We start from the raw sequence: 14,588 nt of genomic DNA on the forward strand, positions 1-14,588 counted from the left end.
AAACTACCTTATTTTTAAAAATTGAATTGGGCGGCGATATCCGATAGGTTTTCTGTCATTGCTTTAGCTTCGCTTTCCGCAAGCTTCTCAGCGTCCCACAGCTCAAAGTGCGAGCCCAATCCCACAAGAACGATCTCTTTGGAAAGACCGCATGCTTTTCTTAACTCTGCAGGCACCAGCAGTCTGCCACTGGCATCCATATCCACGTCCACAGCAGAGCCCATCACGATTCTTTGAAAGACTCTGGCCGAGTAAGGGAGTGCCATTAATTCGGTTCTCTTGGTTTCCCAGACATTGCGCGGGTACAGCAAAGCACACCCGTCAGGGTGCCGGGTAAAGGTCATTTGGCCGGAGCACAGCTGCGCCAGAGCCTCTCGATAACGAGAAGGCACCGACAGACGCCCTTTGGCGTCAAGATTGATGTGCGGAGAGCCTTGGAACACGACTAAAACGAGACAAAAATCTACCTTTTCTAAGTCTCAATTTTAGCCACTTTTTTCCACTTTCCTCCACCAACTCTCACATTGAGCGGAAGTTATTCTTGTTCTTTAGCTTTCGCTCTATTTAATTAGTTGAATATAAAAGAAAAGATAGAAGAGCGAAGTCCGTCTGTAAGCCGGATTCTGTGTGCCGCCAAAGGCAGCATGACAATCATTCATCTAGACTCGGGATCACTCCCGAGTTCGAGCCATCTACCCGCAGCCTCGCCGAGCAGGTTCATTAGCTGCCTATTTGATGTTGCTCCCCGTAGAGATTGCCCGTTTCAACCGAACTGAATCGGCTCGTCTCTGTTGCTCTAGTCCTCGCCTTTCGGCGGAGAGGTGTTACCTCCTACGGTGCTCTGTGGAGTCCGGACTTTCCTCCGAGGTCTTTCTCCCCTGCGATTGTCCGACGAACTTCGCGGTGCAACTTTAATTAGATTCCTTCGATTCCGCAAGTTTCACGAACTTCCTAAAAAGCCTCGTTACACAAAACAGGCATCAAAATTGCGTTAATTGAGCTCGTTCTAATGACCAAATCAAATAAAAGCGAGCTGTTTTTCTGTAAAATTTTTCAGCTTTGCACTCCATTGAAAAAGTCGTGAAAAATAAGATCATTAGAACTATTTTCGGGGCTGGAATTATTGCGATCGCCTCATCTGCTTCTGCTGAAGACTCCGGTCGTTCGGTTTGGGAAGCAATTGTCGATACCCTCCCCGCCGGTGTTGTTTCCGAAGAAAACTCTTCAGGAAGCTACCTTTCCGACACTTGGGTCGGAATGAAAACTATTATTTCCGAAGGTTCCTCCGGATTGCTCCTTCCCGCCTACACGATTCATCCGGGATATGCATACAAGACAGAGAAACGCCACAACGAAAACGGTTATACGTGGGGCGGCGGTATTTCGCGCAACTTTATCGACAGCCGCGGAAACCGCAGAATCATGTACGCTATGGCCTTCTCCGATTCCCACAACAACTTTGAACCGTTCATGGGCTACGGCTGGTTGTCCCGCTGGAGACTCGGCAGCACACCTTTCTATGCGGAAGCCGGCTACACCATCGGTCTGACCGCCCGCGGCGACTACAAATGGATTCCTTTCCCGGCGCCGCTGCCTTTGGTCGGTGTCGGCACGGACAACTTCAGCATCTACGGAACCTATGTTCCGTTCTCCGACATCTTTTTCTTCTTCGCCAACATGACGTTTGACGATCGCAAGACTCGTCATATGCCGGACACGCCGAAGTCGCTCTTCTCTAATAAGGTACTGATCTACGCCGGCGGCGGCTGGCAGAAGACAACGCTGAAGGGCACGCCCAAACCGTCTTCTATTTCTTCCGACGGGGCTTACTCAGCCGGTCTGCGTTACTTTGTCACTCCGGAATGGGCCTTAGATTTCTCCGTTAACCGGTCCGGTACACACGGCATTCATGCTAACGGCAGCAAAGTCGGAAGCTACAAGCTCACGAGCTACAGTCTTGCTGTTCAGTATCACTTCAGAGCGGCCGAGCGCGTCAAACTTTATGCCGGTGTCGGTGCAGGCTACTTCAGAAGCGACCAGCAGGACTTCAAGGAAGGCTGGGGTGCGAAGAAAGACATCTTCACTCCGGTTATTCAGGCCGGCGGCACTGTTGCGATCACGCGCAACCTTCACGTAACCGGCGGTATGGACTTAGGCTTCCCGCGTTACAAAGCGCACAGTCCGACGGACGACAGCTTCTCGATGCGCCCGTCTCCTGTGACTTTCAAACTAGCGCTCGGTCTGGCCTTCTAATAATCAAGCCGTTATACAAACTGCCGCAATCCTTTGGAGCGCGGCAGTTTTAATTTAGAGGTGCGATAGCCGCCATCTTCATAAGGGACCAACGTTCGCCCACCGGGTTGTATAGACGCACAATAGGCACTTAGTTACCCGATTTGTACTCGGTTTCCCGTATAGGTGAGTAAAAAGCCTGTATAAGGTTAGGTTCACTTATAAGGAGAACCTATGAACTTCGGAAAAATTGCTTGGATTTCTGTCCTAACAGCTTGGGTTTTAGCAACGCTTTACGGTGCGCTGCTCGTCACATCTGCCGGCAATGCGGAATCTCAGGATTTCGGCCAGCTCTTGACATCCTTCGTCAAGAAAATTTCCACTGCGGAAAACTAATCATCGTCTAGGAAACCAAGAAATCGCTGCATCTTGAAGTTTCGCTGAGGATGCAGGCGTTGCAACAAAAGTCTGCGGTTTCAAGTACTCCTTACTTTCGGCGAAAAAAATCTGTGTTCTGCTGCATCAGCCTTTTAAAAAGGACTGAGGCCAGCCTTTGCTGCGGAGATCCCCTCGTAGACCCTCCGCTTTTCTTTTGTATTTCCCAGCACGACTTCTCGAAATTCGCTGATATATCCTCCGAAGTGTTCTCGAATTTACATTTCTTGATATTCGAAAACTTATCTTTCGGCCTCAAGCTCTGCGAGTAACCTTCTGTATAGATTTTCCGCTTCCCTGCCCATTCGACTGAAGTACAGTTCTGCGTGTCGCAGCTGAATTAATCTATCCTTTAGGTTTTTCCTTTAGCATGAGCGGATTAACCTATCCCGCTTGAAATTACTATTTAATTCATTTCTAGGAGTTCTTTTCATGGATCAGAATGAAGTACTTTTTGACAGAGCCCAGAAGTCCATTCCCGGCGGCGTTAACTCCCCGGTTCGTGCCTTCCGTTCTGTCGGCGGCGCTCCCCGCTTTATAAAAAAAGCATTAGGGCCGCATATGTACGACGTCGAAGGCAAGCAGTACATCGACTACATCGGGTCTTGGGGTCCTATGATTCTCGGTCACAACAATCCCCACGTCATTGAGGCTGTTAAAGAAGCTGTCGACAACGGCTTGAGTTTCGGTGCTCCGACCGTCGGTGAAATTGACATTGCCGAAGAAATTAAGCGTCTCATTCCTTCCGTTGAAGAAGTCCGTCTCGTCTCCTCCGGCACCGAAGCCGGCATGAGCGCTATCCGTTTGGCCCGCGGCTATACCGGCCGCAATAAGATTGTGAAGTTCGAAGGCTGCTATCACGGCCACAGCGACTCCCTGTTGGTTAAAGGCGGCTCCGGCTTGCTGACGTTCGGTACCCCGAGCTCTGCCGGTGTTCCCACTGCTGTCACCAACGACACAATCGTTTTGGAATACAACAATCCCAAACAGCTCAAAGAACTCTTTGACAAAGAAGGCGACGAAATCGCCTGCGTGATCGTTGAAGCAGTTGCCGGGAATATGAACATGGTTCCCGCCACTCAGGAATTCCTCGAAACTATGAGAGAAGAAACCGCTAAACACGGTACCGTCCTCATCGTCGACGAAGTCATGACCGGATTCCGTGTTGCTCTCGGCGGCGCCCAGTCTCTGTATCACATCGATCCGGACATTACGATGTTCGGTAAAGTGATCGGCGGCGGCATGCCGGTTGCAGCTTTCGGCGGCAAACGCGACATCATGAACAGCGTTGCTCCTTTGGGCCCCGTCTATCAGGCAGGTACCCTCTCCGGCAACCCGGTCGCCGTTACCTGCGGCCTGGCTACGCTTCATGAAATTCAGCAGCCTGGTTTCTACAAGCGCCTTTCCGAACAGACCGCTAAACTCGTCAAGGGCTTAGGCGCAATGGCTAAGAAACACGGTGTCGCCTTCTCAGCTCAAAGCATCGGCGGCATGTTCGGTATCTACTTCCGCGGCAAGTGCCCGACTTCTTTCAAGGAAGTCATGGAATGCGACGCCGATCGCTTCAAGACTTTCTTCCATGCCATGCTGGATAACGGTGTTTATTTGGCACCGAGCATCTACGAAGCCGGTTTCGTCTCTATTACTCACGACGATTCCGTCATCGCTCGTACGCTCGAAGCTGCTGACGAGGCCTTTGCCAAAGTCAAACGCGTACATGGTTAATTTGTTTGTTTAGACACTTTGTTGTTATGAGATTTGCTTGGCTTTTGCGCTTCCTTTTGCTTTTCTTTGCCGTCTTTGCTTTAAACGCACAGGCTCTTCCCTGGAAGAAAACCGAAGCGGTCAAAGCCGAGCTTATCTCTCAAACGACTTCGGTCCAACCGGGAAGCTCCATCCGTTTAGGCGTGCTGCTGACCCAAGAGCCGGGCTGGCACACATATTGGAAAACGCCCGGTGACACCGGACTTCCGACCACCATCGACTGGTCTCTGCCCGAAGGCTGGAAGGCGGGATCCATTCAATGGCCTACGCCGAAACTTTATGTCGTCGGCGATCTCACCAATTTCGGATACGAAGACTCGATTCTTCTTCCTGTCTCAATTTCCGTTCCGGCATCTGCCAAGGAAGGGGGGTACGTCGCTAAAGCGAACATCTCCTGGCTGATGTGCGCGGAACAATGCATTCCGGGAAGTGCTTCGTTTGACGTTCCCGTTAAAGTCTCGAACGCCGAGCCGGCCGCTTCTCCGAACGCCGGGCTCTTCCAAACCAATGACGGTTTAACGCCTACTCCCTTAAAAACGGTTTCCGCTCAGATTGATCCGTCCAATCGCGCCCTTTCCGTCACTTTCAAAACCTCTGAACCTTTCAATCATTTTTATGTATTCACCGAAGGGGAAGGAGCTGTTGATTACAAAGCGCCTCAGTCGGTTTCTAAAAACGGGGACGAAGTCACCGTCCGACTTCAGGGCACGGAAGAACTGAAAGCAGGTGACACGTTATCCGGCGTCTTTTCCGCTGACGGCGGACCCGCTCAAGGCGGCTGGTCCGGCAGTTTTTCTCATGTTTTAGTAAATGGAACCGTGACACCACCGTCGGCATCCTCCGATAACACGGACGTCAACTTAACCGTCTGGCTCGCCGCCGGTATGTCTTTCCTCGGCGGTTTGATCCTGAATTTAATGCCCTGCGTCTTTCCCGTTTTGTCTCTGAAAATGCTCAGCCTTGTTGAGCACCGCGGAGACGGAAAACTCGCACTGCATGGTCTTTCCTTTACCGTCGGCGTCCTCATTTCCATGACGTTGTTAGCCGGCGCCTTGATCGCCGTAAAAGCGGCCGGAGCTTCCGTCGGCTGGGGCTTCCAGCTGCAGTCGCCTTGGTTCGTAGCCTTGCTGGCGCTTCTTTTTGTCACGATCACCTTGAACTTGGCCGGCGCCTTTGAATTTTCCGGCGTAAGAATTTCTTCTACAGGTCAGACTTCCGGTGCCTCCCTGGGCGGCAGTTTTGCAACCGGCATCTTGGCCGTCGTCGTTGCCTCCCCGTGCACGGCCCCGTTCATGGGAGCTGCCTTAGGCTACGCGCTCTCTTCCTCTGCACTGGAGTCTTTTGTTGTCTTCCTCTGCCTTGGGCTGGGCATGAGCCTTCCCTGGCTCCTGCTGGCGCTGTTCCCGTGCCTTACTGCCTGGCTGCCCCGCCCGGGACGCTGGATGAGCATATTCAGAACGGTTATGGCCGTTCCGATGGCGCTCACTGTGCTTTGGCTCTTCTGGGTTCTTTGGCAGCAGGTGTCGATCTCAGCACTCGGAGTCTATCTCTTAGCCGCCGCACTTTTAGCTATAGCTTTAGTTTTGTACGGGCGCCTGCAGTTCGGTAAAGCAACATCAAAAGGCCTCATGGCTTTTGCCTTTATCCTCGGCGCCGGTGCATATGCAGTCGCCGCTTCTCCGCTACTTGAGCGCGCCCCTGCTGAAGTGAGCGCGGCCGATGCCTGGTCTCCTGCGGCTTTACAAGCTGCGCTCGATGAGGGACGCCCTGTCTTTGTCGACTTCACCGCCTCTTGGTGCGTCACCTGCCAGGCCAACAAGCTGGCCGTACTTGATCGAGAAAACGTGCAGAGGGCCTTTAAGGAGCACAACGTCAAGTTCCTCATCGCCGACTGGACGAATCGAAACGCCGAAATTTCTAAAACTTTGGAATCCTTCGGCAGAACCGGCGTCCCGCTTTATCTCCTTTACGCCCCGGACGGCACTGCAAAAATCCTCCCCGAGCTGCTCACACAGGACATCGTGGTCGACGCACTCAAAGCGCTTCCGAAAGGCGCGCCAAAGTAGGCATGAATCCTCACCATATTGAGTAAGAATCAAAGAGTTAAGGTCAATACTAAGGGTTTTTACGGAGTATAGTTTCTCTAACTTTTGAATTGGAGAAATAACATGATTCTTAGAAAATTAACCCTTGCTCTCAGTGCGGTCGCACTGAGCTTTTCTGTAACCACATTCGCTCAGCAAGCTGCACCTCAGCCCGAACAACAGACTCCGACCAATCCTGCCGGTGAAGTCATCGGCAAGTTAGCAACCATGGGCCATATGCAGTTCGGTGACTTCCCCGTCACACAGACCGAACTCGACAGAGCTTCTGAATTCGTTCAGGCTCGTGCCGCTCAGACCGGCAAGACTATTACTCGTGACCAGTCTCTCGTTGCTTTAGGCTACATCGCCGGCCAGCTCGGCGTTTTCATGCAGCTCCAGGGCAACGGCCAACAGCAGGCTCCCGATGATGACTTAGGCCCGACACCGCAGGCTGTTCCTGCTCCTCAGCCGGCTCCCCAGGCAGCTCCTGCCGCTCCTCAGCCCGCACCTCAGGCCAACAACCAGCTTCCTCCGGGAGCAGTTCAGGCTCAGCCGATCGAAATCATTCCTAACGGCATGATGATGGGCAACGGTCAAATGATGGGGAATGCCCCGATGATGATTTACGCTCCTGAAGTCGGCGCTACCGGCCAGGCTCCTGCTGCAGCTCCTGCACAGGCCCAAGCTCCTGCCCAGGCACCTGCCCAGGCACCTGCTCAGGCTCCAGCTCCCCAGTCTGCACAGCAGTAATTCATATCGGGCTTCCTGAAAGCCTATAGTGATAAGCCTCCGTTCGCCGCGGAGGCTTTATTTTTGGGAAAAGAAAATATGTCAGATATGGAAATGGATCCGCTGGCCAACCGCTCGTCTTCAGGCTTGGATTACAGCACTCTTCTGGAAAAACTCCTGCAGCAAAACGGCTACACCTCCGATAACAGCAAGCACGGCTTAAAGAGTGCGCTTAAAGACTATGAAGCAGTGTTTCACAGCGGTGCACCTAAGTGGCTCGACCTCGTCTGGCCCTCGATCGGCGTAAGCCTCCTTCATCTTGCTTTATCGTTTAAACAGCCCCTGCCGGAAAATGTCGATCTTCCGCAGGAAGCATTAAAAAACGGCCTTCGCTAAGTTAGTTCGCGAAGGCCGCAAGAGGTAAAGAATTCTGTTTCTTACTTATTTTTTCCAGCCGTAGAAATCTGTAAGGACGTCCCAAGCCAATTTCTGAAGGAACTTGGCATCTTCAGGCTTCAGCGGTTTTTCGCATTCGCCTAAGTAAGTCATGCCTTCGGGACTCTTCTGGAAAAGAAGCCCGTAAAGCATTGCTCCGTACAGATAAGAGCCTGCTGCTGTCGGATGGCTTTTATCCTTCTGATGCATCAGAAGATCCGGGCGCTGCTTCAGGCTTTCTGCAAAGGCCAAGCCGACCGGCAAAACAATCGCATCATTTTCATTGGCAGCCGTAATAATGGCGTCTGCCAGTTTCTTCGTATCTTCAGGCTTGTTTTGACGAGCCCAAGTATCAACAACAATCGGTTCGGCACCCTTTGCCTTGATGGTGGCAACGTGCTGATTCAAAAACTTCTTGAATGTCGGAATGCTCTTTTCTGCAATCGGTTCCGTCGACATACCCTGCAGAATGACAACATCAAACATCGGATTGATCAGATTGCCCTTCTCATCTTTCTTGGCATAAGGATCCATTTCATGCGGACCCATGTACTGTTCGACATCATGATAGGAGAGACGGCCGGAGCTGATCGTAATGATGCGGGCTTTCCAATCCTGTTTGTTTTCTCGTGTCAAGCCTCTCAAATAGCTGTGAACACCGCAGTTATAGAAGCTGTAAGAGTTGCCGACGATCAGGCCGGTTTTCGGTGAATGATTTTTGATATCGGTCACTTTCGGAGCAACCGAAGTTTCCAAAGCAAAGGCAGAAGAACACAACAGCGCTGCTGTTAAAGCGGGGATGAGGATTTTTTTCATTTGATTCTCCGACGGGCCCGCAAGGGGCCCGTATGTTCATGAGAGTTAGCCTAAGAAGACAACGTTGGCGATGAGGACGGTGATCATACCGGCGATCATCGGAATCCAAGTACGGCGGACGATAGCCATCGGAGAGACACCGGCTGCACCGGCAACCGCGATGATGACACCGGCGACAGGAGACATAGCGCGGAGCATGCCGGAAGCAAACTGCATCGGAGTAACGAAGGCGGCTGCAGTACCACCGAGACCGTTGGCAACTTCAGGAGCCAGAGCTGCGAAGCTGGAGAAGGCACCGACACCGGAGCCGGTCAGGAAGGTAACGATACCGACAACACCTGTAAGAACAGCGGTCATACCGTTGAGGCCTAAGCCCATGCCCTGAGCGTGTGTAATCAGTGCGGAGATCAAACCTGTAACTTTCAGGCCGGTGGCAAAGAATTCAGCGCAGATAATCAGAGCAACGATGGAGGAGAACATACCGCCCATGGCTTTGAAGATGAAAGCACCGTCGGCAAGAACCGGCTTAAAGTCACGACGTCTGATGAGTTCAACGATGATTGTGAAGACCCAAACGAGAAGCAGAGCGCTAATGGTGTTGAGCTTGACGGCAGAGTAGACGAGCTTACTGAAGACGATCATTAAAGCGATCGGCAGGACCGGGAGAATGGCGTACCAGCCAGGAACATTGCGAAGGTCGTCTTTCTTAGTCAGAATGGCGTCCGAATAAACGTCGTCGTTCTTCTTGTCATAGTACTTCTGAACGAAGTAGTGGCAGATTGCGACAACGATCAATGTCGGAATGGCAACCGGCAGCTGGCACTGAACGAAGTAGATAATCGGTTCTAAGCCGGCTGTCTGAGCGGCAAGGTTAGCAGTACCGGAGGCCGGCCCTAACGTCATACCGGCAGATGTACCAATAACAGCGGCAGAAGCAGCGGCGGAACATCCGACAGCGCGAAGAATCGGGAAGAGAGCAACCAACAGCAGCATAGCCAAACCTGCGGCACTCGGGATCACAGTAACCAGAGCCTGACCGATGAGGTAACCCATTACCAGAACGAGATACGGAGAGGACAAAGCGTCCAGAGGTTTAACGCAGACACGAACAAGAGCGTGTGCAGCGCCGATTCTGTCCATATAGGCAGCGTAACCGCCGGCGACCATAATCAGAAGACCGATGCCGGAAGTCTGTTTAGTTGCGATAGAGCGAAGCAGTTCAAAAATATCAAACCATACGAAGCCGGAAGGTTTAACGCCTTTCGGCAGGAAGCCGTGAACACCGCAGATCACGGCAAAGCTGATCATGGCCAAGCCGGCAAACAGCAGGACCATCGAAGTAGACAATCTTTTAATGATCGCCCAGCCCGCCAGGATAGTGACGACCAGGGCAAACCAAGGCAGAAGTACTGTCATGATTATTCTCCTAAGGTTTCAAATTCTTTATTTAATTTATCGAGGGAAGATTGGATAAAGGCTTTCTTGTCGGCCACCCATTGTTCGTTGAGATGGTTTTCGGCGGTCTGCTCTTTGAGCATGCGTTCGAGCTCGGCGGGCTGAGGTCCGCCTAAAGTCTTACGGTTGTGAACGATGGAAACCGGATTTAAGGCTTCTCGGAATTCTTCTTCACTCATCGGGAATTTCGGATCGCCTTCCGGGAATTCTTTTTCGATGACTTCCTTGTAAATTTCCTGCATCTTGGCGTACGGGAAGTCGAGCGGAAGAATGTTGTTGGCGCGAGCATAGGAAACAATGTGGCTGGCTGCGTGGTGGCCGATACGGAACGGGACGCCGTATTCCTTCATCAGACGGTCGGCAACTTCCTGGCTGGCCGTCCAGTCGCTGTTAAGTTCTTCTAATGCACGATCTTTGTTGATCACGAGTGCTTTGAGAACTCGGTTAAACATGGTAAGAACTTTAACCGCATGAAGAGCCAAAGCACCATTGAGTGTCTGATTCTTCGGGTCAATCATGCCGCTCTGGAGATTGTGAGCGCGGAAGAACTCGGCCTGAGCTTCGCCGATCACGGAAGAAGATTCCGTTCTGCAGTTATTCACTAAGCCGGGATTGCGTTTCTGCGGCATTGCGGAAGAAACGTAGGTGTTGTCGCCGCCTTCCTGCAGAAGAATCCAGGGACGAGCCTGAGCGTACTGAACCATCAGGTCTTCCAAGAACACATTGATATGCAGACAAATGCCGGTGAGAATTGAAGCGAACTCGACGGGCAGATCGCTCTGACCGATCTGTGTGGCGTCGTAAGCGTTTTCTGCGACAGCTTCAAAGCCTAAACGTTTGCACATGGCTTCGCGGTCCAGCGGCCAGCAGGTACCGTTCAGGACGGTGCTTCCCATCGGGCAGCGGTCAAGACGGACGTAGAACTGACGAAGCTTCTGCGCATCGCGGCTGAAGCCGGCTAAGAATGCAAGAAGGTAATGCGCCAAGCTGTTGGGCTGAGCAGCAACACCGTTGGTGTAGTTGGGGACAACCGTTTCACGGTTTTTGTCCGCCAGGTCGGTCATGGTTTCCAGCACGGCATTCAATGCGTCACCGACTTCGAGAACATGGTCGCGAAGAATGGCAGAACGATAAGTTGCGTGCATATCCTGGCTGGAACGGCCGGCGTGCATCAGCGTGATCACGGGATCTGCTTTTTTGAGCATTAACGGTTCAAACGTGATGTAGGTCTTAGCTCTCTTGGTCGGATCAGCGTCTCCGTCGGCTAAAACTTCACGAAGTGCCTTGGCCGCTTCTTCGGCGATCGGCATCGGCAAAAGACCTTGACGAGAGTTGATCACGAGCGTGGCTTTATTGATTTCGCCCAACCAGAAGAACTCGTCTCTGGCTGTCATCTGTTTTTCTCCTATGTTTTGAGGTTGTTTTTTATTATTTTGATGAGCCGGCCTCAAAACTGACAGGCGAAATCGGAAACGCTACTTTGCGTTTTACGCAAAGTACTTGCGTATTTGTCGCTTTTGTTAGAAAGTATGTACAGATCCTCGATTCCCTTTTTTCGCATCATGTCAAAACTAGACGACCTCAGTGCCTGGCGCCTTTTTTGCAGCTTGTGCAATACCCGAAACTTCTCTGATACCGCCGGAGAGTTTGATGTAGAAGTCTCAACCGTCTCTCGCGCGCTGACCTCCTTAGAAAATGCTTTGGGGCAGACGCTCATACTCCGTGTGACAAGACCCCTGCAGCTCACGGAGTCCGGCATGGCAGGAAAAATTCGCCTCTCTTTGGCGCCCGGCTCCGTTGCGGTCTACATCCCGATGCTAATGGAATTCAACTCTCAGTACCCTGAGATCGTCTTTGACATTGTCGGCGGCGGAAACGTCCAGGACATCCTTCAGTACAAGGCCGACATCTCAGTAGCTAGCTTTAAATCCAAGGATCCGCGGATTGTGTCTTACTCAAGAGGACGCAACGTCTATGTGCCCGTAGCTTCGCGCCGCTACATCGAAGAGCATGGAATGCCTCTGCATCCCAAGGATTTAGCCGCACACACAGTTTTGGTTTATGACGGTTCAGTGCGTTCCGCCACGCGTTACTTAGAAAACGGTGATAAACGCGAAGAAGTGAAATGGAAACAAGTACTCAGAGTTTCCAACATTCTAGCGATTAAAAAGTCTGTCATTGACGGGCTGGGCATCTCGGTGGATTTGCCGCTTTTTCACTGCGCACAGGAAATTGCCTCGGGCATTCTGGTCCCGATTCTTCCCGGCTGGGTCCATCCGCCGGTGGAGTGCTTTGTGTGCACTTCAAAAACAAATTGGCGCATCCGCCGCCACCGCGTATTTCTGCAGTGGTTCCAAACGCGCCTGGTTCAATTTTTCAAAAGCAAAGAAGACATGGTGGCGCCTTTCTGGGACATCCCGCAACGCACCATCGTCAACGAAATTTAGAGTCCTCGGGCTGCATTGATCGCATCGCGAGTCTGCATCGCGACCGCTCTGGCTTTTTCTTTGAAGTCTTCGCCGGAGGATGCATAAAGAATAGCTCGGCTGGAATTGATCACCATGCCGGTCTTCTGCGCGTTCATACCGCTCTGCACACAGGCATTGATGTCTCCGCCCTGAGCTCCGATGCCGGGAACGAGGAAGTTTAATTCCGGCGTTAAGGCACGAACACTCGCGAGTTCTTTCGGATAAGTGCCTCCGATCACAAGGCCGAGCTGACCGGTGGTATTCCACTGCTCTACTTTTTTCGCAACTGCGTGATAAAGCGGCTGGCCTCCGCAGTCGAGCATCTGGAAGTCGTCGCCGCCTTTGTTGCTGGTGCGGCAAAGGATGAAGGCACCTTTGTCCGGATACTCAAGGTAAGGCTCGACGGAATCAAAGCCCATGTAAGGAGAAAGCGTGACGCAGTCAGCTCCGAAACGTTCGAAGGCCTCCTTAGCATAATGCTTGGCAGTGGAGCCGATGTCGCCGCGCTTAGCATCAAGAATCACGGGAACTTCCGGATATTCGCCGTGAATGCGGGCAATCAGTTCTTTGAGCTGATCTTCCGCGCCGGAAGAAGCAAAGTAAGCAATCTGCGGTTTAAAGGCACAGACCAAATCTCCGGTCGATTTAACGATGTCCCAGCAGAAGTCCAGGATGGCATGCTTGTTGCTTTCAAACTGCTTCGGGAAACGTTTGGGATCGGGGTCTAAGCCGACGCAAAGTAATGACTGATTGACATCCCAGCAGTGCTGAAGCATATCGGTGAATTTCATAGCTTTCCTCCAAACGTTCGAATTGTGTTTGAGCACGGATTTTAGCAATCCGGCTGCTGAAAATAATGAAAACGTCCGTCGCTTGTTTAGCAGGCGGACGTTTTTCAATAACTCACACGAACTTAGAAGTGTTCCTACACCAGCGGAGTTCCGGTACCTTCCGTCTTAGCAGGTCTCTTGAGAAACAGATAGAGTACGAGCGGTAAGCAGATAAAGCCGGACATTCCGATGATGAACTTATAAGAGAAGTACGCAGTCATTGCGCCGCCGACAATCGGTCCCATCACGGCACCCAACTGCTGGGCTAGATAAGACAGTCCAAAGACACGTCCTTTGTCGTTGGCATTCGTGGAAACTGTCAGCACCGCGTTAATGGCCGGGAAAATGCCGGCAAAGGCTAAGCCGCCGACAAAGCGCCAAATCGTAAACCACTCAAGCGAGTTCGGAAACACCTGCACAATCCCGAACAGTCCGGCGCCGAGCAAAGACAAATAAAGTACGGGTCGATAGCCCCAGTTCTGACCTAAAATGCCCCAGCCCGGAGAGGCTAAGACGCCCGAAATACCCGTCACTGAAAACACAATGCCGGAAATCAAGACGATTCGCTCCATCGAACCCTGCAGCTCGGCCACGTAAAGCGGCATGATCGGCTGCTGCATTAAAATGGTCAGCTGCACCACGCCGGCGCAAATCAGCATGCGCTTAACTGCCGGAATCTTGCATAAAGAGAAGTCCCAAATCTTGACGGGTTTGGCATTCGGATCGGGCTTCCTCGGTTCCTCTTTAACAAAAAAGAGCAAAGCTAACGTGATCAGGAACAAAGCGGCGGCCGCGATAAAGAACGCCATACGCATACCGAATTGATCCGCCAGCAGGCCACCGAACAACGGCCCGAGCACGCCGCCCGCTGTCATACCGCCCTGCATAACGCCCAAGCAGAAACCGAGTTTGAGTTTCGGAGATTCTACAGAGATGATCGCAAGCAGCGCAGGCCACAGACCCGCGGATAAGCCTTGAATAAATCGAACGCCGAGCAGCTCCCAAGGATTCGTGACCAAGCCGCCTAAGAAGTAAGTGATCGCCAAGCAAAATCCGGCGCGCAGCGCCATAAGCTTGCGGCTCTTTTTATCAGCAAGCGCGCCCCAGATCGGTGCCATGATGCCGCTGACAAGGAATGTGATAGCGAAAATCGCACCCGACCACATATCCACGTCGGCTTTCACGACACCCAAATCCTGAATGAGATACATGGGCAGGAAGGGAATGAGCATCGTATAGCTCATGGACATTAAAACGGCGCATGTGGTCAGAAGACCGAGTATGAACTTCCATCGCATATCTACACTTCCTGTCCTTCTTATTCGTCTTCCTTTCGATTG

General features: G+C 52.0%; 13 protein-coding genes and 1 other RNA gene. 7 read left to right on the forward strand and 7 right to left on the reverse strand.

The features are described 5' to 3' along the window. Nucleotides 1–14: 14 nt before the first annotated feature. Complete coding sequence (mraZ, locus tag HMPREF9439_RS10815; RefSeq protein WP_008812197.1) at nucleotides 15–443, reverse strand: division/cell wall cluster transcriptional repressor MraZ; 429 nt, start codon at nucleotides 441–443, stop codon at nucleotides 15–17. 153 nt (nucleotides 444–596) lie between these two features. Next, nucleotides 597–900, reverse strand: an RNA gene (rnpB, locus tag HMPREF9439_RS12960) — RNase P RNA component class A. 180 nt (nucleotides 901–1,080) lie between these two features. On the opposite strand from rnpB, the gene HMPREF9439_RS10820 reads away from it, so the two are divergent. The 6 genes from HMPREF9439_RS10820 (at nucleotide 1,081) to HMPREF9439_RS10845 (ending at nucleotide 7,640) form a co-directional block, all read left to right on the forward strand. Further along, a complete protein-coding gene (locus tag HMPREF9439_RS10820) occupies nucleotides 1,081–2,253 on the forward strand; it encodes an outer membrane beta-barrel protein (RefSeq protein ID WP_244862440.1) in 1,173 nt (390 codons plus the stop codon). Between the two features lie 213 nt (nucleotides 2,254–2,466). Then, nucleotides 2,467–2,628, forward strand: a complete 162-nt coding sequence (locus HMPREF9439_RS13300) for a hypothetical protein (RefSeq protein WP_008812199.1) — start codon at nucleotides 2,467–2,469, stop codon at nucleotides 2,626–2,628. Nucleotides 2,629–3,099: 471 nt separating this feature from the next. Next, complete coding sequence (gene hemL / locus HMPREF9439_RS10830; protein WP_008812201.1) at nucleotides 3,100–4,392, forward strand: glutamate-1-semialdehyde 2,1-aminomutase; 1,293 nt, start codon at nucleotides 3,100–3,102, stop codon at nucleotides 4,390–4,392. A gap of 26 nt (nucleotides 4,393–4,418) precedes the next feature. Further along, nucleotides 4,419–6,497: a protein-disulfide reductase DsbD family protein gene (locus HMPREF9439_RS10835; protein ID WP_008864889.1), complete on the forward strand. Its 2,079-nt coding sequence runs from the start codon at nucleotides 4,419–4,421 to the stop codon at nucleotides 6,495–6,497. A 102-nt stretch (nucleotides 6,498–6,599) separates the two neighbouring features. Then, the gene (locus tag HMPREF9439_RS10840) at nucleotides 6,600–7,265 is read left to right on the forward strand and encodes a hypothetical protein (protein ID WP_008864890.1); all 666 of its coding nucleotides are present in this window, start codon (nucleotides 6,600–6,602) and stop codon (nucleotides 7,263–7,265) included. Between the two features lie 78 nt (nucleotides 7,266–7,343). Next, nucleotides 7,344–7,640, forward strand: a complete 297-nt coding sequence (locus HMPREF9439_RS10845; RefSeq protein ID WP_008812204.1) for a hypothetical protein — start codon at nucleotides 7,344–7,346, stop codon at nucleotides 7,638–7,640. 45 nt (nucleotides 7,641–7,685) lie between these two features. Here the strand turns inward: HMPREF9439_RS10845 and HMPREF9439_RS10850 are convergent, their stop codons facing one another. From HMPREF9439_RS10850 to HMPREF9439_RS10860, 3 genes are read right to left on the reverse strand one after another with little or no spacing between them, the layout of a single operon-like run. Continuing rightward, complete coding sequence (locus HMPREF9439_RS10850) at nucleotides 7,686–8,495, reverse strand: SGNH/GDSL hydrolase family protein (protein WP_008864891.1); 810 nt, start codon at nucleotides 8,493–8,495, stop codon at nucleotides 7,686–7,688. A gap of 45 nt (nucleotides 8,496–8,540) precedes the next feature. Next, nucleotides 8,541–9,911 carry a C4-dicarboxylate transporter DcuC gene (dcuC, locus tag HMPREF9439_RS10855; RefSeq protein WP_008812206.1) on the reverse strand — a complete coding sequence of 457 codons (1,371 nt, stop codon included), beginning with the start codon at nucleotides 9,909–9,911 and terminating at the stop codon, nucleotides 8,541–8,543. A 2-nt stretch (nucleotides 9,912–9,913) separates the two neighbouring features. Then, entirely contained in the window at nucleotides 9,914–11,344 is a 1,431-nt protein-coding gene (locus tag HMPREF9439_RS10860; protein WP_244862441.1) for a lyase family protein, read from the reverse strand. Between the two features lie 168 nt (nucleotides 11,345–11,512). On the opposite strand from HMPREF9439_RS10860, the gene HMPREF9439_RS10865 reads away from it, so the two are divergent. After that, complete coding sequence (locus HMPREF9439_RS10865) at nucleotides 11,513–12,397, forward strand: LysR family transcriptional regulator (RefSeq protein ID WP_008864893.1); 885 nt, start codon at nucleotides 11,513–11,515, stop codon at nucleotides 12,395–12,397. Here HMPREF9439_RS10865 and pyrF read toward each other — a convergent pair. Further along, the gene (gene pyrF, locus HMPREF9439_RS10870) at nucleotides 12,394–13,209 is read right to left on the reverse strand and encodes an orotidine-5'-phosphate decarboxylase (protein ID WP_008864894.1); all 816 of its coding nucleotides are present in this window, start codon (nucleotides 13,207–13,209) and stop codon (nucleotides 12,394–12,396) included. The genes HMPREF9439_RS10865 and pyrF overlap by 4 nt on opposite strands. A 134-nt stretch (nucleotides 13,210–13,343) precedes the next feature. Further along, the gene (locus tag HMPREF9439_RS10875; RefSeq protein ID WP_008864896.1) at nucleotides 13,344–14,546 is read right to left on the reverse strand and encodes an MFS transporter; all 1,203 of its coding nucleotides are present in this window, start codon (nucleotides 14,544–14,546) and stop codon (nucleotides 13,344–13,346) included. Nucleotides 14,547–14,588 lie beyond the last annotated feature (42 nt).

Source organism: Parasutterella excrementihominis YIT 11859, from assembly GCF_000205025.1.
Taxonomy (GTDB): domain Bacteria; phylum Pseudomonadota; class Gammaproteobacteria; order Burkholderiales; family Burkholderiaceae_F; genus Parasutterella; species Parasutterella excrementihominis.

What these genes read in the sequence shown, in the direction of transcription:
- HMPREF9439_RS13300 (WP_008812199.1), top strand. Translation starts at nt 2,467, where the DNA reads ATGAACTTCGGAAAAATTGCTTGGATTTCTGTCCTAACAGCTTGGGTT.
- hemL (WP_008812201.1), top strand. Translation starts at nt 3,100, where the DNA reads ATGGATCAGAATGAAGTACTTTTTGACAGAGCCCAGAAGTCCATTCCC.
- HMPREF9439_RS10835 (WP_008864889.1), top strand. Translation starts at nt 4,419, where the DNA reads ATGAGATTTGCTTGGCTTTTGCGCTTCCTTTTGCTTTTCTTTGCCGTC.
- HMPREF9439_RS10840 (WP_008864890.1), top strand. Translation starts at nt 6,600, where the DNA reads ATGATTCTTAGAAAATTAACCCTTGCTCTCAGTGCGGTCGCACTGAGC.
- HMPREF9439_RS10845 (WP_008812204.1), top strand. Translation starts at nt 7,344, where the DNA reads ATGTCAGATATGGAAATGGATCCGCTGGCCAACCGCTCGTCTTCAGGC.
- HMPREF9439_RS10850 (WP_008864891.1), bottom strand. Translation starts at nt 8,495, where the DNA reads ATGAAAAAAATCCTCATCCCCGCTTTAACAGCAGCGCTGTTGTGTTCT.
- dcuC (WP_008812206.1), bottom strand. Translation starts at nt 9,911, where the DNA reads ATGACAGTACTTCTGCCTTGGTTTGCCCTGGTCGTCACTATCCTGGCG.
- HMPREF9439_RS10860 (WP_244862441.1), bottom strand. Translation starts at nt 11,344, where the DNA reads ATGACAGCCAGAGACGAGTTCTTCTGGTTGGGCGAAATCAATAAAGCC.
- HMPREF9439_RS10865 (WP_008864893.1), top strand. Translation starts at nt 11,513, where the DNA reads ATGTCAAAACTAGACGACCTCAGTGCCTGGCGCCTTTTTTGCAGCTTG.
- pyrF (WP_008864894.1), bottom strand. Translation starts at nt 13,209, where the DNA reads ATGAAATTCACCGATATGCTTCAGCACTGCTGGGATGTCAATCAGTCA.
- HMPREF9439_RS10875 (WP_008864896.1), bottom strand. Translation starts at nt 14,546, where the DNA reads ATGCGATGGAAGTTCATACTCGGTCTTCTGACCACATGCGCCGTTTTA.